Annotated in this window: 20 protein-coding genes, 4 tRNA genes and 1 pseudogene; 16 read left to right on the forward strand and 9 right to left on the reverse strand. The window is 67.9% G+C overall.

Translation table 11 applies throughout. From position 1 onward, the window contains the following. The first annotated feature begins 31 nt into the window (after positions 1 to 31). On the forward strand, positions 32 to 916 hold the full coding sequence (locus CA951_RS15460) for a universal stress protein (RefSeq protein WP_087557665.1): 885 nt from the start codon (positions 32 to 34) through the stop codon (positions 914 to 916). Positions 917 to 928: 12 nt separating this feature from the next. Here the strand turns inward: CA951_RS15460 and CA951_RS15465 are convergent, their stop codons facing one another. After that, positions 929 to 1,666 carry a VIT family protein gene (locus CA951_RS15465; protein WP_087557666.1) on the reverse strand — a complete coding sequence of 246 codons (738 nt, stop codon included), beginning with the start codon at positions 1,664 to 1,666 and terminating at the stop codon, positions 929 to 931. 137 nt (positions 1,667 to 1,803) lie between these two features. Between CA951_RS15465 and CA951_RS15470 the strand changes: the two genes are divergently transcribed. The 7 genes and pseudogenes from CA951_RS15470 (at position 1,804) to CA951_RS15500 (ending at position 9,328) form a co-directional block, all read left to right on the forward strand. After that, complete coding sequence (locus tag CA951_RS15470; RefSeq protein WP_087557667.1) at positions 1,804 to 2,586, forward strand: SDR family NAD(P)-dependent oxidoreductase; 783 nt, start codon at positions 1,804 to 1,806, stop codon at positions 2,584 to 2,586. A 26-nt stretch (positions 2,587 to 2,612) separates the two neighbouring features. Further along, positions 2,613 to 3,671, forward strand: a complete 1,059-nt coding sequence (locus CA951_RS15475) for a YbhN family protein (protein ID WP_087557668.1) — start codon at positions 2,613 to 2,615, stop codon at positions 3,669 to 3,671. Positions 3,672 to 3,732: 61 nt separating this feature from the next. Next, complete coding sequence (locus CA951_RS15480; protein WP_087557669.1) at positions 3,733 to 4,557, forward strand: SDR family NAD(P)-dependent oxidoreductase; 825 nt, start codon at positions 3,733 to 3,735, stop codon at positions 4,555 to 4,557. Positions 4,558 to 4,673: 116 nt separating this feature from the next. Further along, positions 4,674 to 5,891, forward strand: a complete 1,218-nt coding sequence (locus CA951_RS15485; RefSeq protein WP_087557670.1) for an ABC transporter substrate-binding protein — start codon at positions 4,674 to 4,676, stop codon at positions 5,889 to 5,891. 22 nt (positions 5,892 to 5,913) lie between these two features. Next, positions 5,914 to 6,770, forward strand: a pseudogene (locus tag CA951_RS15490) (branched-chain amino acid ABC transporter permease). A gap of 3 nt (positions 6,771 to 6,773) precedes the next feature. After that, positions 6,774 to 8,597: an ATP-binding cassette domain-containing protein gene (locus tag CA951_RS15495; protein WP_087557671.1), complete on the forward strand. Its 1,824-nt coding sequence runs from the start codon at positions 6,774 to 6,776 to the stop codon at positions 8,595 to 8,597. Beyond that, entirely contained in the window at positions 8,594 to 9,328 is a 735-nt protein-coding gene (locus CA951_RS15500) for an ABC transporter ATP-binding protein (protein WP_087557672.1), read from the forward strand. Before CA951_RS15495 ends, CA951_RS15500 begins: the two co-directional genes overlap by 4 nt. Here the strand turns inward: CA951_RS15500 and CA951_RS15505 are convergent. From CA951_RS15505 to CA951_RS15525, 5 genes are all read right to left on the reverse strand, one after another. Further along, the gene (locus CA951_RS15505) at positions 9,325 to 9,978 is read right to left on the reverse strand and encodes a TetR family transcriptional regulator (protein ID WP_143543058.1); all 654 of its coding nucleotides are present in this window, start codon (positions 9,976 to 9,978) and stop codon (positions 9,325 to 9,327) included. The genes CA951_RS15500 and CA951_RS15505 overlap by 4 nt on opposite strands. Before the next feature lie 156 nt (positions 9,979 to 10,134). Further along, positions 10,135 to 10,211: transfer RNA gene (locus CA951_RS15510), tRNA-Phe, on the reverse strand. A 66-nt stretch (positions 10,212 to 10,277) separates the two neighbouring features. Then, positions 10,278 to 10,351: transfer RNA gene (locus CA951_RS15515), tRNA-Asp, on the reverse strand. A 95-nt stretch (positions 10,352 to 10,446) separates the two neighbouring features. Beyond that, a tRNA-Glu gene (locus CA951_RS15520) sits at positions 10,447 to 10,519 on the reverse strand. A 98-nt stretch (positions 10,520 to 10,617) separates the two neighbouring features. Next, positions 10,618 to 11,274 carry a TetR/AcrR family transcriptional regulator gene (locus tag CA951_RS15525; RefSeq protein WP_087557847.1) on the reverse strand — a complete coding sequence of 219 codons (657 nt, stop codon included), beginning with the start codon at positions 11,272 to 11,274 and terminating at the stop codon, positions 10,618 to 10,620. 328 nt (positions 11,275 to 11,602) lie between these two features. On the opposite strand from CA951_RS15525, the gene CA951_RS15530 reads away from it, so the two are divergent. The 3 genes from CA951_RS15530 to CA951_RS15540 all read left to right on the forward strand — a co-directional run bounded on the left by CA951_RS15530 (position 11,603) and on the right by CA951_RS15540 (position 13,424). Continuing rightward, a tRNA-Lys gene (locus CA951_RS15530) sits at positions 11,603 to 11,675 on the forward strand. A 113-nt stretch (positions 11,676 to 11,788) separates the two neighbouring features. Next, positions 11,789 to 12,286 (forward strand): YciI family protein, encoded by a 498-nt coding sequence (locus CA951_RS15535; RefSeq protein ID WP_087557673.1) that lies wholly within the window; start codon positions 11,789 to 11,791, stop codon positions 12,284 to 12,286. Further along, on the forward strand, positions 12,279 to 13,424 hold the full coding sequence (locus tag CA951_RS15540) for an RNA polymerase sigma factor (protein WP_087557674.1): 1,146 nt from the start codon (positions 12,279 to 12,281) through the stop codon (positions 13,422 to 13,424). The genes CA951_RS15535 and CA951_RS15540 overlap by 8 nt, the downstream gene beginning before the upstream one ends. A gap of 7 nt (positions 13,425 to 13,431) precedes the next feature. Here CA951_RS15540 and CA951_RS15545 read toward each other — a convergent pair whose 3' ends face one another. Beyond that, positions 13,432 to 14,022 carry a TetR/AcrR family transcriptional regulator gene (locus CA951_RS15545; protein ID WP_087557675.1) on the reverse strand — a complete coding sequence of 197 codons (591 nt, stop codon included), beginning with the start codon at positions 14,020 to 14,022 and terminating at the stop codon, positions 13,432 to 13,434. 120 nt (positions 14,023 to 14,142) lie between these two features. Here CA951_RS15545 and CA951_RS15550 point away from each other — a divergent pair, with 120 nt between their 5' ends. Further along, positions 14,143 to 14,616, forward strand: a complete 474-nt coding sequence (locus CA951_RS15550) for a DUF4334 domain-containing protein (protein WP_087557676.1) — start codon at positions 14,143 to 14,145, stop codon at positions 14,614 to 14,616. A gap of 142 nt (positions 14,617 to 14,758) precedes the next feature. After that, positions 14,759 to 15,055 (forward strand): hypothetical protein, encoded by a 297-nt coding sequence (locus CA951_RS15555; protein ID WP_256973752.1) that lies wholly within the window; start codon positions 14,759 to 14,761, stop codon positions 15,053 to 15,055. A 27-nt stretch (positions 15,056 to 15,082) separates the two neighbouring features. Here the strand turns inward: CA951_RS15555 and CA951_RS15560 are convergent, their stop codons facing one another. Both CA951_RS15560 and CA951_RS15565 read right to left on the reverse strand, forming a co-directional pair. Further along, a complete protein-coding gene (locus CA951_RS15560) occupies positions 15,083 to 15,676 on the reverse strand; it encodes a hypothetical protein (protein WP_087557677.1) in 594 nt (197 codons plus the stop codon). Further along, entirely contained in the window at positions 15,673 to 16,113 is a 441-nt protein-coding gene (locus tag CA951_RS15565; RefSeq protein ID WP_087557678.1) for an MmcQ/YjbR family DNA-binding protein, read from the reverse strand. Before CA951_RS15565 ends, CA951_RS15560 begins: the two co-directional genes overlap by 4 nt. Before the next feature lie 405 nt (positions 16,114 to 16,518). Here CA951_RS15565 and CA951_RS15570 point away from each other — a divergent pair, with 405 nt between their 5' ends. From CA951_RS15570 to CA951_RS15580, 3 genes are all read left to right on the forward strand, one after another. Continuing rightward, positions 16,519 to 17,475: an acyl-ACP desaturase gene (locus CA951_RS15570; RefSeq protein ID WP_087557679.1), complete on the forward strand. Its 957-nt coding sequence runs from the start codon at positions 16,519 to 16,521 to the stop codon at positions 17,473 to 17,475. A 78-nt stretch (positions 17,476 to 17,553) separates the two neighbouring features. Further along, positions 17,554 to 18,696, forward strand: coding sequence for a tRNA dihydrouridine synthase DusB (gene dusB, locus CA951_RS15575; RefSeq protein WP_087557680.1), 1,143 nt, complete (start codon positions 17,554 to 17,556; stop codon positions 18,694 to 18,696). A gap of 119 nt (positions 18,697 to 18,815) precedes the next feature. Then, complete coding sequence (locus tag CA951_RS15580; protein ID WP_087557681.1) at positions 18,816 to 20,891, forward strand: LCP family protein; 2,076 nt, start codon at positions 18,816 to 18,818, stop codon at positions 20,889 to 20,891. Positions 20,892 to 20,939 lie beyond the last annotated feature (48 nt).

Genomic DNA, 20,939 nt, shown 5'->3' on the forward strand with positions numbered 1-20,939 from the left:
TACCCACCAGCGTCAGCGAAGGGATCCGGACGTGAGCACACCCGCCAGTCATTCCGTCGTCGTCGGCCTGGACGGATCCGACGCCTCGACCGCCGCCGCCCTGTGGGGCGCCTCCGTCGCGTCGAAGTGGGGTGCCACACTGTCGCTCGTGCACGCGCTGCCGCAGGACGGCCCGCTGTACAGCCCGGCGGCGATCATGCTGGAATCGCAGTTCCTCAGTCAGCTCCGCGAGGACGGCGAGGCCATCATCGGGACGGCGAAGAGGCTGCTGGGGCCGAAGTTCCCCGGTCTCGAGATCGAGACGACCATCAGTCCCGGCCCCGCAGGCACCGCACTGCTCGAGGCCGCCGACTGGGCGCGGTTGATCGTGCTCGGATCCACGGGAGCGGGCGCGTTCCGTTCGGTGCTGGTGGGGTCGACGGCGCTGCACGTGGTCAACCGCGCCCCCTGCCCGGTGACCGTTCTCCGCGGCGAGGTCACCACGCCGGACCAGCGTCCGGTGGTGGTCGGGGTCGACGGCAGCGATCTCAGCAGCGAAGCGGTGGGTCACGCATTCGAGTTCGCGTCGTTCTTCGAGGCGCCGCTGAGCGCCGTCCACACCTGGCAGGGCTCCCCCACGCTCGGCGCCGGCGGCACCGGCATGCTCGTCGACTGGGACGCCGTCAGGCAGGAAGAGGAGGCGCTGCTCTCCGAGGGCCTCGCGGGTGAGGCGGAACGCTACCCGGACGTGGCCGTGACCAGGGTGGCCGAGCAGGGCGCCGCCGCGGACGTCATCCTGCGGCATTCGGCCGACGCCCAGTTGATCGTCGTCGGCAGCCACGGCCGGGGGGCGCTGCTCGGCGCGCTGATGGGTTCGACCAGCCAGAACCTGCTCCATCACGCCACCTGCCCGGTCATGATCTGCCGGAACGAGTGACGGTCGCCGGGGTCAGGAGATGCTCGTCCCCACCAGTTGGCCGATCCCGTAGGTGACGATCATCGCGAGCGCCCCACCCAGCACGACGCGGAGTACCGCCCGGGTGCGCCGGGCGCCGCCGAGGGCCGCGCTGACGGTGCCGGTGAGAGCGAGCGCGACCAGCACTGCGAAAAACGCCACCGGAATCCTCAGGTGCACAGGCGGTAAGAGGATCGCCAGCAGCGGGACGAGGGCGCCGAGCGTGAACGAGAGCGCCGAGGATCCCGCGGCCTGCCAGGGGTTGGTCAGATCGTCCGGGTCGATGCCCAGTTCGACGTCCACGTGCGCGGCGAACGCATCGTGATCGGTGAGTTCGCGGGCGACCGTCCGGGCGGTCTCGTCCCGCAGTCCCTTGTCCTGGTACATCGCGACGAGTTCCTCGAACTCGGCGTCGGGGGTCTCGGCGAGTTCGCGACGCTCCTTCGACAGCAGCGCGCGTTCGGTGTCTCGTTGGGTGCTCACCGAGACGTACTCGCCGAGCGCCATCGACACCGCCCCGGCCGCGAGGCCGGCGAATCCGGCGGTGAAGATCTCCGACCGCTCGGTGGTCGCCGCCGCCACCCCGACCACCAGACCGGCCGTCGACACGATGCCGTCGTTGGCCCCGAGGACACCGGCCCGCAACCAGTTGAGGCGGCTCGCCAGACTGGGTGCGTGCGGCTCGTCGGGGTGCCGGGACGGCTCGGCCCGCTCGGCGTTCTCTGCTGACATGCGTTCAGGCTAAGACGAAAAGGCCTGGTCGGATAGCCAGGCAAGGCTGCGCTCGGCTGCGGTGCACGGTTCCCCGCACACCGAAACCAAGCAGTTGCTAGGTTAGGCGCGATACCCTCACACGCTTGGAGTTCCTCATGGCGACACCCGCCACCAGCACCCCCCGACGTCCCTGCGCCGCACTGGTCACCGGCGGCACCGGCGGCATCGGCTCCGCCATCGCGCGGCAACTCGCGAGCCTCGGCCACGACGTGGCCATCACCTACCGCTCCAATGCCGACATCGCTCAGGACCTCGTCGGCGAACTGGAAGGCCGGGGCGTCGCCGCGCGGGCGTTCTCCGCCGACCTCACCGACCAGCCGCGCGTCGCGGGCGTCGTGACGCAGACCGTCGAACACTTCGGCGGCCTCGGCATCCTGGTCCACGCCGCCGGCCCGCACGTCCCGATGATCCACCTGTCCGAGGTCGCGCCCCGGGACTACGCCGAGCACCTCGAGCAGGAGGCGGTCGCGTTCTTCACCGTCGTCAAGGCCGCCCTGCCCGCGCTGCGGGACGCGTCCGGTTCCGTCGTCGCCGTCACGACCGCGGCCACCAGCCGCTTCCCCGTGCGCGACGGCCTCTCCCCGGGAACGAAGGGCGCGATCGAACAACTCGTCAAGGGATTCGCCGCCGAGGAGGGCCGCTACGGCGTCCGCTTCAACTCGGTCGGCCCGGGGATGCTCACCGACGGCATGGCCGAGAGGCTCATCGCCTCCGAAGAACTCGATCGGCGCGCACTCGACGCCGCGATGAGCCGGATACCGCTACGCCGGTTCGGCACCGCCGCCGACGTCGCCGAGGCCGTCTGCTTCCTCGCCGGCGACCGGGCCGGATTCGTCACCGGGCAGAAGCTCGACGTCGACGGCGGATACACGGTCTGATCACCCGCCATGTGTAATGGACGCGTATGACTGACGCCGAGAACACCCGCCCGACGCCCCGCAGGCGTCGTGTTGCATGGGTGATCGGCGGCCTGCTCGTCGTGGTGCTCGCGGTGGAGATGGTCCTCATCTGGCCGGACCTGTCCGAGAGCGTCCAGAACCTCGGCGACCTCGAATGGGGATGGGTGGCCGCGGCCGTCGTCGCGTCGCTGGCGTCGATGTCGAGCTTCGCCCGCGTGCAGCGCTGCCTGCTGGGGGTCGCGGGCGTGCACATCAGGCAGCGGCAATCGCTGGCGGTGACGTTCGCGTCCAACTCGATGAGCGTGACGCTGCCGGGCGGCCCAGTTCTCGCGACGACGTTCACGTACCGGCAGACGCGGATCTGGGGTGCGTCGCCGGTGATCGCGACGTGGCAGCTGGTGATGGCCGGCGTCCTCCAGGCGATCGGCCTGGCGCTCGTCGGACTGGCGGGCGCACTGCTCGTCGGAGCCAAGACCAACCCGTTCTCGCTGATCTTCACGTTCGGTGGCCTGTGCGCCTTCCTCGTCGTGGCCCAGTACGCCGCGTCGCGACCCGACGCGCTCGAGGGGGTGGGCATCACCGCGCTGCGCGGCGTCAACGCGCTGCGAAAGAAGCCTCCACTGACCGGGGTTCGTCGGTGGAAGCACATCGTCGACCAGATGAGCGCCGTCCGGATGGATCGCCGCGACACCGCTCGCGCGTTCGGGTGGTCGCTGTTCAACTGGATCGCCGACGCCTCGTGCCTCGCGTTCGCGTGCTACGCCGTCGGCGCCCATCCCGGGTTCGCCGGGCTCGCCGTCGCATACGCGGCGGGCAACGCCGCGGGTTCGGCCATCCCACTCCTGCCCGCGGGGCTCGGTGTCATGGACGCCGTGCTGGTTCCCGCCCTGACCGCCAGCGGAATGGCCGGCTCCGAAGCGGTGTCCGCGATCGTCGTCTATCGGCTTGTCAGCTTCCTGCTGATGGCCGCCATCGGCTGGATCGTCTTCGCGGCACGCTTCCGGGGTGCGCAGCACGGCGAGGAGGGCCCGGACCTCGAACCGCTGTGGGGTCGCGGCACCTGAATCCTCCCGCTGAGCGAGAGGACCGGGCCGAGGCCGCCGTCGACGGTCCTACCGTCGAGCCGTGACGAAACCGGAATCAGGTGCACAGCAGGTTGTCGTCGTCACCGGCGCGGCCTCGGGAATCGGGGCGGGAATAGCGCGGCATGCGCACGCCCGCGGCATGGCGGTGGTGCTCGCCGACATCGACGCGGCCGCGCTCGACCGGGCGGCCGCGGAACTGGGCGGCGCCCTCACCCGCGTCACCGACGTGTCCGACTCCCGATCCGTCCACGTACTGGCCGAACTCGCGTTCGACTCGTTCGGCCGGGTGGATCTGCTCTTCAACAACGCCGGCATCATGCGGGCCGGATTCCTCTGGAAACTCGGCGAATCCGACTGGGACGCCGCACTCGGCGTCAACATCACGGGCGTCGTCAACGGGATCCGCGCGTTCGTTCCGCGGATGCTCGATCAGGGCGGCGCCGGCCGCGTCGTCAACACGGCGTCGGTCGGCGGTTTCGCACCGGGCCCGATGATGTCGCCGTACAGCGCATCGAAATTCGCGGTGGTCGCGATCACCGAGTGTCTGCAGATGGAGTTGAGCATGATCGACGCCCCGGTGTCCGCGAGCGTGCTCGCACCCGGGCCCGTCGTCACATCCGTGTTCGACAACCCGTTCGGGGCCGTCTCCCATCCGGCCGTCGATCGGATGGTCACGCAGATGCGCGAACTGCTCGACACCGACGGACTCGACGCAGACACGTTCGCGGAGTTGGTCTTCGCGGGCATCGACCGCGGCGACTTCTGGCTCGCACCGCAGGGTGAGCACCTCGACACGATGGTCCGGCAGCACACCGCCACCATCCTCGAACGGCGAGAACCGGTGATCCGGCAGTCGTTTCGCTGAGTTCGGCACGTCCGCGAGATCCTCCCGCCGAGTGAGACATTCCGCGGACATCGACCGTTAGTTCTGCTACCTTTTGCCGAACCAAGCACTTGCTTGCTCATGTTGAAGGGGCGCCCATGCGAATTCGATCCTCAGCTCTCACAGCGGCGCTCGCCGCAACCGCACTCGCGCTCACCGGGTGTTCCGGCGCGGGCGCAGACGACGCCGACGCCGCCGGCGGCCCCTACCGGGTGCTCGTGACCGGCGGAATCAGCGGGCAGGGCGCGCTCGCCGCCAACGCGCAGACGTCCGTGCTCGCAGCGAAAGCGAGCGCCGAGGCCGTGAACAGGGCGGGCGGTGTCGGCGGACGCCAAGTGGAGATCACCGTCGTCGACGACGCGGGCGACGCCACGACGGCCGTGTCCAAGCTGCGGGAGGCCATCGCGTCGGGGAAGAAGCCCGACCTCTTCCTCAACTCCGGCCCGTCGACCATCACCACCGCGACACTGCCGATCCTCGCGCAGAACAAGATCCTCTCGTTCAACATCGGGCCCACCGAGGATTCGGCGAACCCCGAGAAGTACCCGCTCAACTTCGACCTCGCCTCGGGACCGGCCGAGAACGCCGAGACCATCGCCCGATACACCAAGGGCAAGGGCTACCAGTCCGTCGGCATCATTCACGGAAGCAGCGCCTACGGTGAAGTATTCGGGCAGGCGATGGAAGACGCGCTGGGCGGTGAAGGCGTGAGCAGCACCGGATCCGAGGAGTACGACACCGCGGCGCTCGACATGACGGCCCAACTGCAGTCGCTGAAGAACCGGGGCACACAGGCACTCGTCGTGGACGCCTACGGGGCACCACTCGGATACCTCCTCGCGAGCCTTCAGCGGCTCGACTGGAACATTCCACTCGTCGGGAACACGTCGGTCGCGGGAACGTCGCTGGTCTCGAAGGCGGCACCGGAAGGTGTGCTGGGCACTCCGGCCACGGCGAACCTGGTCATGCACGTGCTCTCGAGCACGGTTTACGACGTGAACGACACCGCCGTCAACACCATGGTCGACAACATGAAGGCGATGGGCGACATCCCGTCGACGCTGATCCTCGCCGACAACTACGACGCACTGCCCCTCGTCGTGGCTGCCGCGAACAAGGCCGGATCCTCCTCCGATCCCGAAGCCCTCGCCGAGGCGCTCGAGAACCAGGAGGTCCTCGACGGCGCCGAGACCGCGTTCTCCCCGTCGTATCACTTCTCGGCCGACTCGCACGCGTCGAAGCCGGGTGACGAGGCGTACAAGTTCGTGCCGCCGAGCCCACTCCTCAACGGCCAGTACGGAAACCCGAGCGCGTGACCCCCGAGCACAGGAGAAACCGGTGACCATCGTCTGGTCGGGCCTCGCGCTGGGGGCGGTTTACACGCTCGTCGCGATCGGCTACAACATCGTCTTCATCTCGTCCCACACGTTCAACTTCGCTCAGGCCCAGCTGATGATGGTCGGCACGTTCGTCGCCTACACCGGCCTGGTCACCCTGAAGTTGCCGATCCTCGTCGTCGCGGTGACGGCGACGGTCGCCGTGATGATCCTGGCCGGGATCGAGGAGATCGTCGCGGTCCGGCCGGTCCGCGATCACCAGAATCAGCTCGTCACCACGCTCGGCGCCGCGACCCTGATCAACGGTGCGACGCAGCTGATCTGGGGAAGCGAACCGCTCACCGTCCCGTTCTTCGGTTCGAACGATCCGATCACGGTCCTCGGCGGCCGCACCTATCCCGTCGAGATCGTGCTGCTGATTCTGGCGGTCGTGCTGGTGGTCGTCCTCGGCCGGGTCGGGACGAAGACCATGACCGGTCTCGCGCTCCTCGGCATCTCCGAGGACCGCGAAGCCGCCCTGTTGCGCGGCGTCAACGTCCGGCGCTGGCCCTCGGTGCGTTCGCGTTCTCCGGCGCGCTCGCCGGTTTCCTCGGGCTCTTCGTGGGTCCCAAGACGTTCGCGGTGGCCACCCTGGGTTCGGCGCTGGCCATCAAGGGCTTCGTCGCCCTGGCCATCGGCGGATTCGGCTCACTCCCCGGCGCATTGGTCGGCGGCCTGACCGTCGGTCTCGTCGAGTCGTTCGCCGCTCTCGAACTGGGTAGCCAGTACAGCAACATCGCGGTCTTCGTCGTCCTCATCGCGATCCTCATGGTGCGTCCGGCCGGACTGTTCGGCCGGACGCGGGAACGGGTGGTGTGAACAATGGCTCTGTGGCGCCTGATTCGATCGGCTCCGGGTTGGCTCTTCCCGCTCGCCGTCGGTCTCCTCGTGCTGTTCCTGCCGGAGTTCGGTCTGGGCTTCGCGCTGTCCCGGCAGGTGCAACTCGCCTGCATTCTCGCGCTTGTCGTCAGCGGCCTCAATCTCAGTCTCGGCTACGCGGGGGAACTCGCTCTCGGCCAGGCCGCGATGTACGCGGCCGGGGCGTATACCGCCGGGCTCATGTCGATCGCCGGGTACACGGACATCGTGTTGCAGTTGACCGTCTCGGGCCTGGTCGCGCTCGCGGTGGGGATCGTCACCGGAATTCCGGGATTGCGGCTCGGCAGTTGGTCATTGGCGATGACCTCGTTCTTCCTCGTTCTCCTCGTCCCGGACATCATCGCCGTCTTCGGGGACACCACCGGCGGCCGCAACGGCCTCAGCGGGATCGAACCGGCCACCCTGTTCGGTGAGGCGATCGACTCCGACCGGTTCTACCTGGTGGTCGTGATCGTCGCGATCCTCTGGTTCGCGGTCGTGCGCAACCTGGTGGTCTCCCGGCACGGCATCGCGTTCCGCACCCTCAGACAGAGTCCCGTCCTCGCGTCCTCGGTGGGCATCTCGGTGTTCCGGATGAAGCTTCTCGGTTATGCGATCGGTGCCTTTCCCGCGGGCCTCGCGGGCGCCCTGTTCGCGAACATCGACATGTACGTCTCCCCCGAGGCATTCGGATTCACGTTCGCGACAGCAGTTCTCGCGGCATGCATCCTCGGGGGCGCGACCAGCGTCTACGGCGCGGCGGTCGGGGCGGCGATCATGCAACTCGGCCCGAACCAGTCGTCCGAGTTCCAGCAGTACGCCCTCGTCTTCTACGGCGGATTCCTGATCCTCGGCGGCGTCCTCCTCAGTGGTGGCCTCGCGAAGGTCGCCAAGCAGGCGACGGCGCGGCTGGACCGCGCGGCGGGCCTGACCGGCCGCGGAACACGCACCCGCCCCGGCGACACGGATCGACCGGCGATGGAACCGATGTCGGGTCAGGTGCTCGTGGTCGACGGCATCTCGAAAGCGTTCGGCGGCAACCAGGCACTCGACGACGCGTCGCTGCGTGCCGAACCGGGCAGCATCACCGCACTGATCGGACCGAACGGCTCGGGCAAGACCACGATGCTGAACATGATCTGCGGGTTCTACCGCCCCGACTCCGGGCGTATCCTGATCGGTGACACCGAGGTCCAGGGCAAGGCGCCGGAACGGGTCGCCGGATGCGGCGTGGCCCGCACATTCCAGACACCCGACATCCCCGACGGCGTCACCGTCCTCGAGGCCGTGGCCTCCGGCCGATACAGCACCGACCGGGTATCGATGCTCTCGACCGTCCTGCGGCTTCCCCGCCATCACAGGGTCCGCGCCGCCGACATCGCCGAGGCCGAGCGCGCACTCGACATCGTGGGACTGTCGCATCTGCGCGACGAGACCGCGACCTCGCTCCCGCTGGGAATGCGGCGGCTGCTCGAGGTCGCCCGCTCGGTGGTCGCCGAACCGCGGGTCCTGCTGCTCGACGAGGTCGCGTCCGGCCTCGACGAGGACGAAGTGGAACGCCTCGCCGGCCTGATCCGACAGCTCAGCGACGCCGGCTGCACGATCGTGCTGGTCGAGCACAACTTTCGCCTGGTACTGGCACTCGCCGACACCATCGTCGTGCTCGCCCAGGGCCGCGTGATCGCCGAAGGTCCGCCGTCCGCGATCGAACACAACCCTCGCGTACTCAGCGAATACCTCGGCGTCGCCGCCGAGGACACGGAACTGGCCGGAGAGGCGACCTCATGAGCGAACAGACGACACCGCTGCTGAGTCTGCGGAACGTGCAATCCGGCTACGGCGACCTGCGGGTGGTGTGGGACGTCTCGCTGGACGTGTGGCCCGGCAAGGTCACCGCGCTGCTCGGCCGGAACGGTGCGGGGAAGACCAGCACCCTGCGTGCCATCTCGGGGCTGAACCGGGTGTCCGCCGGGACGATCGAGTTCGACGGCCGCGACATCGCGAAGGTGGCGCCGCACCGGCGGGTCCGCCGGGGAATGGCCTACGTGCAGGAGGGGAAGCGGGTCTTCCACCGGCAGACCGTGGAACAGAACCTGATTCTCGGCGGGTACGTCCGCAGGATGAGACGGTCGGCCGTCCGCGAAGAGGTGGAGCGGATCTACGACCTGTTCCCCGTCCTCGGCGCGAAACGCGGCCTGCTCGCCGGTGCGATGTCCGGCGGGCAGCAGCAGATGCTGGCGATCGGGCAGGCGCTGATGGCGAAACCCACCCTGCTACTGCTCGACGAGCCGTCCGGCGGGCTGGCGCCCGTGATCGTCGGCGAAGTCATGGACCGCGTGAGCATCCTCAAGGAGGCCGGGCTGGCGGTCCTGCTCGTCGAGCAGGCCGTCGACGCCGCGATGAGCGTGGCCGATCACGTCACCGTCCTCGACGTCGGACGCGTCGTCATGGATGCGGATGCGGGCGAGATCGACGACAGGGCGGTGATCCGGGACGCCTACTTCGGGCGCGTCGGCTAGCCGCCGAGGCGGCGGAACACGAGACGGACCGCGAGCCCCAGGTGGGCCATCACCTCGTCCACCGAGATGCGGCCCGCCACCCAGGACACCAGGCTCGACATCCAGACGTCGCCGATCACGCGGATCGCGTTCAACTGGTCGTCGGAGATCTGCTCGACACCGATGGTCTTCGCGAACATCTCCGTCATCAGGGCGCCGAACGCATCCAGTTCGGCCGACGCCGACGCGTCCGCGAACATGAACGCACGCACGAGGGCCTCGTACCGCGGCCGGTCCTTCTCCAGGACTTCGGTGTTCTTCCGGAGGACGAACAGGATCCGCTCCGACGGTGTGTCGCCGGGGATCGCGACGTCCTCGAACCGGGACCGCATGCCCTCGAACACCATCAGCAGGCCCATCACCAGCATGTGGTTCTTCGACGGGAAGTAGCGGTACACGGTGCCCAGCGCGACGCCCGCCCGATCCGCGATGGCCCGCATCTGCACGGCGTCGTACCCGCCCTCGGACGCGAGTTCCATCGCCGCGGCGACGATCCGCTGGTATCGCTCCCGCTGTGGGGCCTTGGCCCCACGCGAGGGCAGCTGCCCGTTGCGGAGCAACGACAACAACCCGTCGCGGCCCGCCGTCAGCGGCTCTTCAGCAGTGCTCATGGACGTCAGCCTAGCGACAGACACTTCGCCGGCGTCGCGCGACGCCAACCCCATGTGAGTGCCAAAGTGTGCAGGAACACACTTTGGCACTCACGTGGGGTGGGAACGAAAAAACTCCGCTGTCGACGTTCTCGACAACGGAGTTTCTGTGAATCGTGGTGGCCAGGGCCGGGATCGAACCGGCGACCTTCCGCTTTTCAGGCGGACGCTCGTACCAACTGAGCTACCTGGCCGGACGGCACCCGAACCGAATGCCTATCGCATTGTGTTGCCGATACTCGGTATCGGCAACACACTTGCGACCCTGACGGGACTCGAACCCGCGACCTCCGCCGTGACAGGGCGGCGCGCTAACCAACTGCGCCACAGGGCCTTGCTTTTCCTGCTGTGCTCTACAAGTGTAAAGCGTTACTGCGTGTCACTTTTACTGCCGTCGAACCATACCGCATGCTCGACACCGGTCAAACGTACCCCCTACGGGATTCGAACCCGCGCTACCGCCTTGAAAGGGCGGCGTCCTAGGCCGCTAGACGAAGGGGGCCCGTCGGATCTCTCCGAACCAGTACCTCAACGGCGTTCCGTTGGGAGCTTGGATAGCTTAGGACACGGATCGAGAATTTCCCAAATCGCCAGGTCAGACTACGAATCGGGCAGTTCTGACGCGAAATCCGGCCATCCGTCCCTCGCAAACTTCTCCAGCCACTCGGGTGAAGCCATCGCCTCGAGGATCACCTCGAGCGATTCGACGAACCGTGCGCCGAGGTCGCCCTCCAGCACGGTCATGTCGGACATGTACCGCTGGCCGGCTAGAGACGCCGCCAGGACCCGGGTGAACTTCTCCGGGTCGGCATCGGCGCGCAGCAACCCGTCCCGCTGGGCGCGGATCGCGAACTCGTGCGCGGTTCGTCCCCACACCTGCGAACCGCCGGACTGCACGTCCGGGTAGAACTCGGGTTCGACGATCAGCCGGAACTCGGCACGCACGATGACGCTCGAATGGAACAGCTTCGCCAAGTCGATCACGAAACCGTGCAGAGCCTCGAAGGGCCCGATGTCCGTGCGACTCGTCCACCTGTCGGTCAGGGCGGTGAATTGCTCCACCCCGGACTGGAGGACGGCGCGGGCGAGTTCTTCCTTCGATTGGAAGTGGAAGTACATCGCCCCCTTGGTGGCGTTCGAGCCTTCGAGGATCGTGTTGACCGACGCCGCCGCATAGCCGCGCTTCGCGAACTCGATCGCGGCCGACTCCACCAGTGCAGCGCGAGTGCGTCGCGCACGCTCCTGCTGACGTGCCATGACGGTGAATCCCTCTCCCAAATGTAGTAACCCCCGCTTTCGCCCTACAGTGGCGAGCTTGGAGCCATACATAACAGTATCCCTGTTTTGAAAATAGCGACACAGCATTCTTAAGTTCATCAAAACTTCTCGAAAACATACTTGAATCCTGTTACGGAGCGGGAATCGGACCGCTGCCGAAAACACACCAAGTGGTATAATTTGGTTCGGCTCGGGTGCGCTGCAGGGGGTGCGCACCCGAGCCGACCCTTTCGATCCCCCGGGCGGCGCGCCGTGCCGGGGGTGCTGTTCTCTCGGTCACCGTCTGCGCACTAGACTCTGGCCCCGCGCCCCTATAGCTCAGTTGGTAGAGCTACGGACTTTTAATCCGCAGGTCGTAGGTTCGAGCCCTACTGGGGGCACCGTCCTGACCAGTTCATCCTGGTCAGGTAGTGCGATCGACGCGTTCGGAGCGGCGGAGTGGTCACCATGTGGCCGCCCGTCGACCGGACGGCGTACTCACCGTGGTCGCGGAATGTCGAGAATCCGCGACCGGCTCCGTCCCCGCAGTGAACACGGCCACAATGGGCCGTACCTCACCAAGGAGTTCGCGATGGCCAAGTACCTGCTGCTCAAGCACTACCGCGGCGCGCCGGCGGCGGTCAACGACGTCCCGATGACCGAGTGGACGCCAGAGGAGATCTCCGCGCACGTGCAGTACATGCAGGATTTCGCGACCAAGCTGGAGGGGACCGGGGAGTTCGTCGACGGTCAGGCGCTCGCCCCGGAGGGCACGTTCGTCCGCTACGGCGGCGAGGGACGGCCACCGGTCACCGACGGCCCGTTCGCGGAGACCAAGGACCTGATCGCCGGCTGGATGGTGATCGACGTCGACACCTACGAGCGGGCGCTCGAACTCGCCGGCGAGCTGTCCGCGGCGCCGGGTGCCGGCGGGAAACCGATCCACGAATGGCTCGAACTGCGTCCGTTCCTCACCGCACCCTCGACCACCATGGAATGCCACGGTGGATGAGGCGGTACTGCGCACCCTCACCCCCACGGTGATCGGGATCCTCGTCCGCCGCGGAGCCGACTTCGCGGCGGCCGAGGATGCCGTGCAGGACGCCCTGGTCGAGGCGGTGCGCGTGTGGCCGGACGACCCGCCGCGGGACCCGAAGGGCTGGCTGGTCACCGTGGCCTGGCGGAAGTTCCTCGACACCGCCCGCGCCCACACCTCCCGCCGGCAACGCGAGGAGCGCATCGAGGGTGAGCCCACGCCGGGACCGGTCGAGGCCGTCGACGACACGCTCCAGCTGTACTTCCTGTGCGCGCACCCGTCCCTGACACCGGCATCGTCCGTCGCACTGACGCTGCGCGCGGTCGGCGGCCTGACGACGCGTCAGATCGCGCAGGCCTACCTGGTGCCGGAAGCGACGATGGCCCAGCGCATCAGCCGGGCCAAGCGGACCGTCTCGGGCGTCCGGTTCAACCAGCCCGGCGACGTCGCGACGGTGCTGCGGGTGCTCTACCTCGTGTTCAACGAGGGGTATTCCGGCGAGGTCGACCTCGCCGCCGAGGCGATCCGGCTCACCCGCCAACTCGCGGCCGCGATCGACCATCCGGAGGTCGCGGGACTGCTCGCGCTCATGCTGCTCCACCACGCGCGACGCCCGGCCCGGACCGGGCCCGACGGCAGCCTCGTACCCCTTGCCGAACAGGACCGCGGCCTGTGGGACACCCGCCTGATCGCCGAGGGCGTCGACATACTCCAGGCAGCGCTCGCCCGCGACCGCCTGGGCGAGTTCCAGGCCCAGGCCGCCGTCGCCGCGCTCCACGCCGACGCCCGGACGGCCGAGGAGACCGACTGGGTGCAGATCGTCGAGTGGTACGACGAACTGGTGGATCTCACCGACAGCCCGGTGGCCCGCCTCAACCGGGCCGTCGCGGTCGGTGAGGCCGACGGCCCGCGCGCCGGACTGGCCGCACTCGCGGCGCTGGACGACGCGCTGCCCCGTCACACGGCGGTGGCGGCGTATCTCCACGAGCGGGACGGCGACCTGGCAAGGGCGGCACGGCTCTACGCGGAAGCGGCCGACAAGGCGCCCAATCTCCCCGAACGCGACCACCTCACACGGCAGGCCGCTCGGCTCAACGTGCTACTCCGCAGCTGAGCGGCACTCACTCGCGGCCCGGCGCGTCCTCCACCGAGGGCACTCGGATCAACCGCCGAACCGCCTCGACAGCGGTCTGCCGCCGCTGCGCCACCGTGCGCTCCCCCGACTTCCTGCCGCCGGGGGCGGTGGCCAGTGACCGGGCGATGTCGGTGATCACGAGCAGTAGTTCGCCTGCGTTCCACGACGGATCGACGAATCCCTCCTGCTGCCCTCGGCGAATCTCGGCGGCCTTGGGCCGCAGGGTGACCATCCGCGCGTCGCTGTCCGCGATCTGTTCCCGCATCTCGAGGTCGGCCCACTCCTGTAGCCGGGCGTTCTCGGGGTGCGCCACGTAGTCGTCGAACAGGCGGCCCGCGTACCCCGGCAGGTCGTCGCCCCGCAGTGCCGTCTGTTCCGTCGTCTCCACGATCCATTGCTGGATGACGGCGTCGAACAGCGCTTCCTTGCTGTCGAAGTACGCGTACAGGCGGTCCTTGCTCGCCCGGGCCGCCTCCGCGATTCGGTTGATCCGGGCCCCGGCGACTCCGTAGCGGGCGAATTCGTCCTTGGCCGCGGCGAGGATCCGCTCGCGCGTGGCTTCTCCCGCTGATCGCATGGCGACATCCTAAATCGCCCGTTGCCGAACCATCTGGTTCGGCGTAGCGTGCGCGTTGACGAACAACTTGGTTCGGAAACTCTTCCATCTGCACCTCCACACGAGACCCGAGGTACGACCATGGACATCGATCAGGCCCGCAGCACGTTCCACGAGCTTCGACGGCGCGACACCGGCGTCTCCTCCGACGAACTCGACGCCGTGTGGGCGGCACTCGACACCGTGCGGGCAGAGGACATCCTCGGCAGCTGGAAGGGCGACGACTTCGCCACCGGCCACCGCCTGCACGACAAGCTGGTCGCGAGCCGCTGGCACGGAAAGACGTTCCACTCCCTCGAGGACGCGAAGCCGTTGATCTGCCGTGACGCGGACGGCAACCTCTATTCCGACGTCGAGGGTGGCAACGGCGAGGCCAGTCTGTGGAACATCGAGTTCCGGGACGAGGTCACCGCGACCATGGTGTACGACGGCGCTCCCATCTTCGATCACTTCAAGAAGGTGGACGACTCGACGCTCATGGGCATCATGAACGGCAAGTCCGCGCTGGTCCTCGACGGCGGCAGGCACTACTACTTCCTGCTCGAACGGGACTGAGGTCCCGGCCGTGTCCCAGCCCCCCGCGCGGAACCCGGGGAACAGCAATGCAGGTCACGCCCGGCGACCACGTGATTCTCAGCTACCGCCACTGCGGTGACTGCGACCAATGCCGAAGTGCGGGTCTCTCCTCCCGATCCGTGTGCATCGCAACGCTTTTCGCGGCGGATCCGGAACCCGCGCGTCGTCGCTGCGGGCGCGAGGCAGCGCCGTGGTCGTCGGACTGGGCGCACCCGAAGTGGCGGTGAACGTTCAGGACCTGATGCTGAACGGCAAGACACTCCGCGGCTGCGTCGAGGGCGATTCGTCGGTGCAGCAGTTCATTCCGCAGTTGCTGGCGCTGCACGCCGAGGGGAGATTCCGTTCGACCGCCTCGTCGCCGAGTACCGGTTCGAGGACATCAACCTCGCCGTCGCCGATCAGGCCGCGGGTGCGGTGATCAAACCCGTGCTCGTATGGTGAATCCTCAGGGCGTGGCGGGTGACGGCCCGTCGCCGCCGACCTGCCCGTCTTTCGCTTTCGTGTCCCTGCGCATCTCGGCGAGATCCTCACCGCGCTTGCGGTACGTGAAGCTGACTCCGGCGACTCCGAGGAACAGCACCACCCCGATGATCGCGCCGGCGAGCGACGCACCGCGGAAGCCGGGCGCGTCGACGTCCATGATCCGTTCACCGGCGTGCGCCGCGCTGTTGCCGCCGAGCACCACACTGAGCGTCAGCAGATTGGGCAGCACCACAAGGACTCCGAGGATCAGGAATACGATCTGCACGGGCTTGAACCGGCGCTTGCGGAACAGTCGCCATGCCCCGCGGAACAGCAGCAGGGGCAGCAGGGTGCACAGGGTGCCGAACAGCAGTCCCCACAGGATGCCGCCGCCGAAGCTGCCGTCCGCCATTCCGCCCACGTTCTGCGCCCACGCCCGCGGGAGGTACGCCGCGAGGATGAAATACGCGACGACCAGTACCACCAGAAGGACGGCGATCCCGATGGCCTTCTTGGCCCACGACGGCAGTCCTGACTTCGCCGGCGTGGCGGTGGGTGCGCTGTTGTCGGTTGTCATGACTGGTCTCCCTGCGTCGGCAACGGTTCTTCGTCCAGCACCTGCTTGGCCAGTCGCTTCGGCGCGACGAGCGTGTACGACGTCCTGATCCACTCACGCAACTGTTCCCACCGGGGCCCATCCGCGTCCGCGACGTCCACTGCGATCCAGCCGTGTCTCCCGAGACCGTATCCCGCGGGCTCCGCCCCCGGTTCCGTCGCGACCACCGCTTCCGCCTCGTCGACGGTGAGCTTCACCGTCAACCGGGTGGCGTTCACGTCACTGAACACGAAGTTCTTGCCCCGCACCCGGAACGTCGGGTGCCCGTCCCACTGCTCGATGTCCACCCGTACGGCTTCGGGCAATTCGGCGGCGATCTCTTCGAGGCGGCTCATGTTGTTGCCCATGTGACGATTGTCGGCAGCACCCCGACCGACCGCAACAGGCATAACGGACATACGGGATCCACCGATGCCGGAAGTCCGGGGGTGGCGATATTCACACCTGGGGTGGATCGAATTCCCAGGAGACTCGGAGCCGGACGAACCGTCCCCAGCGCAACCGCCGACACGGCTCGAGTTGGGGCGGGGAATCTGTGGAGACCCACAAATCTGCGATCGTCCACAACTGCCCGCGCGTCGCTGTGATGATCTCTCCCTGGGATGATTACGCTGGTCACCGCACACGCAACCTCATCAGTACACTGTCATGTAACGGTTCGCCGCGTGGCGGCGACACATCCCGGAAGGTCCATTACGGATCGGTAACTTCGACGGTTCCCGGGCCGCCGACGGCGTTTACCAACCTACTTACGGTGCCGTAGGCTGAACAAAGTCAAATTTGAGCTACTGGAGGCATTACACATGGCGAGGGACCTGACCCAACTCGAACTGCTGCAGGAGTTGTCGCCGGTTGCAGAAGAGAACGTCAACCGCCACCTCTCCATGGCCAAGGAATGGCATCCCCACGACTATGTTCCGTGGGACGAAGGCCGCAACTTCGCCGCGATGGGCGGCAGCGATTGGGACCCCGAGCAGTCGCAGCTCGACGAGGTCGCCAAGGCCGCGATGATCACGAACCTCCTCACCGAGGACAACCTGCCGTCGTACCACCGCGAGATCGCCGAGAACTTCTCGCAGGACGGCGCGTGGGGAACGTGGGTCGGTCGCTGGACCGCCGAGGAGAACCGTCACGGGATCGTGATGCGCGATTACCTCGTCGTGACCCGCGCCGTCGACCCCGTCCAGCTCGAGCGCTTCCGCATGGAGCACATGACGAACGGCTTCGCATCCCCCGCCGACGTCGACGCAGGCTTCCTCCACTCCGTCGCATACGTCACGTTCCAGGAACTCGCCACCCGCGTGAGCCACCGCAACACCGGTAAGGCATGCAAGGACCCGATCGCCGACAAGATGCTGCAGCGCATCGCGGCCGACGAGAACCTGCACATGATCTTCTACCGCAACATGTGCGGTGCGGCCCTCGACCTCGCGCCCGACCAGGCGCTCGAGGCCGTCAACATGATCGTCCAGAACTTCCAGATGCCGGGTGCCGGTATGCCGAACTTCCGGCGCAACGGTGTCCTCATGGCCAAGCACGGCATCTACGACCTGCGTCAGCACCTCGAAGAGGTCGTGATGCCCGTCCTGCGCAAGTGGAGCATCTTCGAGCGGAACGATTTCACCGCCCGCGGCGAAGAGATCCGCGAGAGCCTCGGCAAGTTCCTCGAGAACCTCGAGAGCCAGGCCACCAAGTTCGAGGAGCAGCGCGACCGCATGCTGGCCCGCGAGGCCAAGAAGCGCGAGCAGAAGGCTTCCTGACGTAAACAGTTATCCTGTGCCCGGTACCGGATTCGGTACCGGGCACAGTTTTTTCCAGCACTTTCCCAGAGGTCGTCAATGTCATCCCTTCGTATCGGATCGCTCGAGCTGCGCAGTCCGGTGGTTCTGGCCCCCATGGCCGGGATCACCAACGTCGCCTTCCGCACACTGTGCCGTGAGCTCGAGACGGAACGCGCGGGCAGCACGTCCGGCCTGTACGTCTGCGAGATGGTGACCGCGCGGGCGCTCGTCGAGCGGCAGCCCGCGACCCTGCACATGACGACATTCGGCCCGACCGAGACGCCACGGTCGCTGCAGCTGTACACCGTCGACCCGGACACCACGTACGCCGCGGCCAAGATGATCGTGGACGAGAACATCGCCGATCACATCGACATGAATTTCGGCTGCCCCGTCCCCAAGGTGACCCGCAAGGGCGGCGGTGCGGCGCTGCCGTACAAGCGCACCCTGTTCGGCCGGATCGTCGCGGCGGCCGTGAAGGCCACCGAGGGCACCGACGTCCCGGTGACCGTCAAGTTCCGCGTCGGCATCGACGCCGAGCATCACACGCATCTCGACGCAGGCCGGATCGCCGCAGGCGAGGGTGCCGCCGCCGTCGCGCTGCACGCGCGGACCGCGTCGCAGCGGTACTCCGGCACGGCCGACTGGAACGAGATCGCCCGGCTCAAGGAGCACGTCACCGACGTGCCCGTCCTCGGGAACGGCGACATCTTCGCGGCCGAGGACGCGGCCCGCATGATGGAGCAGACCGGGTGCGACGGCGTCGTCGTCGGACGCGGGTGCCTCGGCAGGCCGTGGTTGTTCGCGGAGCTGAGCGCGGCACTGAACGGAAACCCGCAGCCCACTCCGCCCAACCTCGGCGAGGTGGCCACGATCATCCGCAGGCACGCGGAACTTCTCGCCGATCACCACGGCGAGGACAAGGGCCTGCGTGAACTGCGCAAGCACGTGTCCTGGTACCTGCGGGGCTTCCCCGCCGGGTCCGAACTGCGGGTCGCGATGGCCCTCGTGAGCAAACTCACCGAACTCGACGACCTCCTCGCCCAACTCGATCCGACCATCCCGTTCCCCAAGGACGCCGAGGGTCCGCGCGGGCGGCAGGGATCACCCGGCACGGTCGCACTCCCCGAGGGGTGGCTCGACGACCCCGACGACTGCCTGGTGCCCGCCGGCGCCGACCTCATGCATTCCGGTGGTTAGCGGCACGAACGCGCGTCCCCTCGGGACTTGTGGGGGGCCCCGACGTTCGATAAGTACTATGGCTGGAATCCGTCGGGGCCGACGGAGGTCCGAGTCGGCGGAGAGGTCAGGTTGCATCGGTGGGTGATGATCACAGTGCGGACTCACCGACTCCCGAATCCCGCGCCCCCTGGGAGCGTCCTCTAGCGGATCCCAGCTACCGGGAATCCCAGTCGGGGCGGCCGCGGCGACTCCCGCCCCTTCAGTCGCCTCCCGAACAGCGCCCTCCCGAGCAGCGCCCTCCCGAACAGCGCCCTCCCGAACGGACCGCGTCCCCCGAGCGCCGTGCGCCGGTGGAACGCACCGAACCGTCCCGCCACGACAGCGGCCGGATCGGCCGCCGGGCCGCCGGCGGGCCCACCGAAGGGCTCTCCGTCGCCGACCTGGTGAAGAAGGTCGCCGAGGACGAGAAGGTCGCCGAGAACGAATCGAACGAGCCCCACGATCCGGAGAAAACGGAGACCCTTCCCCCGATCGACGAGCGGCAACCGCCGCCTCCCGGGGTTCCGCCACGTAAGACCCCTCCGGCAGCCCCGCCGCCGGAGCCGCCGCAGACCCCGCCCGAACTCGAATGGGTCGCGGATTCCGCCGAGACCACCGCGGTACCGCAGGTGGTCGGCAACCCGGGCACCACGCGCCTGGCTCTCAACAAGACCCGCAAACGCAAGCGTCTCCGTGCAGTGGGACGCGCCGTCGTCGCGCTCGTGGCGGTGGTCGCACTCGCCGGCACCGGCATCGTCTGGGGCTACCTCCGCTCCACCGAGGGCAAGTTCGACCAGATCGCGGCACTCGACACCGAGTCGACCGACATCGTCGACGCCGTCGGGCAGACCGGTGACGAGACGTATCTCATCGTCGGCACCGATACCCGCGCCGGCGCGAGCGGCGAGGTGGGCGCCGGAACCATCGACGACGCCGAGGGCTCCCGCGCCGACACGGTGATGCTCGTCAACATCCCCGCCGACCGGAGCCGGGTGGTCGCGGTGTCGTTCCCCCGCGACCTCGACGTCGAACGGCCCGTCTGCCAGGGCTGGGACAACGACAGCGGCACCTACACCGGAGAGACCTTCCCCGCCGCCGACGGCGACAAACTCAACGCCACCTACGCACTCGGCGGACCGAAGTGCCTGGTGAAGGTGATCCAGAAGATGTCGGGGCTGAAGATCGGCCACTTCGTCGGCATGGACTTCGCCGGCTTCGAGTCGATGGTCAACGAGATCGGCGGGGTCAAGGTTTGTACCACCCAGCCGCTCGAGGACGACGTTCTCGGCACCGTTCTGCCGCAGCCCGGCACCCAGATGCTCGACGGCAAGACCGCACTGAACTTCGTCCGCGCCAGACACGTCGAGGCGGAGGGCAACGGCGACTACGGCCGCATCAACCGGCAGCAGAGATTCCTCTCCGCCCTGCTGCGGGGCGCCCTGTCCAGTCAGGTGCTGCTCAATCCCAGCAAACTGAACGGCTTCATCAACGCGTTCACCCGCGACACGTTCGTGGAGAACATCGACACGAAGTCACTGGTCACGCTCGGTCGCTCACTGCAGAACGTGGACGCGGGCGCGGTCACGTTCCTGACGGTCCCCACTGCGGGCACCACCGAGTGGGGCAACGAGATTCCGCGCACCGACGACATCAAGGCCATCTTCCGCGCCATCATCGACGACGAGGCACTGCCCGGCGAGAAGCGGGCGGAACCGCTGCCCTCGTCCGCCCCCGAACCGCAGGCCGCGCCCACCCCGCAGACGGTCCAGGCCGTCGACCCGTCCAGCGTGACCGTGCAGGTGTCGAATGCGTCGGGTGAGTCGGGACTGGCCGCGACCGTCGCCGACTCCCTGGCCGCCGAGGGCTTCCAGATCTACAACGTCGGCAACTACACGGGGACCAGCAGCGAAACCGTCATCCGGTTCTCGCCGGGCCACGAGGCCGAGGCGGCGACCCTCGCGTCGTCGTTCCCGGGTGCGGTCCTCGAATCGACCACCGGACTCGGCACCGTCGTCGAGGTCGCGATCGGTTCGAGCTTCACCGGAACCGTGCAGACACCGAGCCCGATCGACACCCCGCTCAGCATGGCGGACGTGCGAATCGGCCAGCCGGAGGACGCGGAAATCCCCGCGGACCTGGCCGTTGTGAACGCGGGCGACACGTCCTGCGATTGACGTCCCGATCAGCGGCGTCGTTCACCCTGCGTTCACCGTGTGATCGTG

Origin of the sequence: Rhodococcus sp. NCIMB 12038 (genome assembly GCF_002165735.1) — a bacterium.
GTDB lineage: Bacteria > Actinomycetota > Actinomycetes > Mycobacteriales > Mycobacteriaceae > Rhodococcus_F.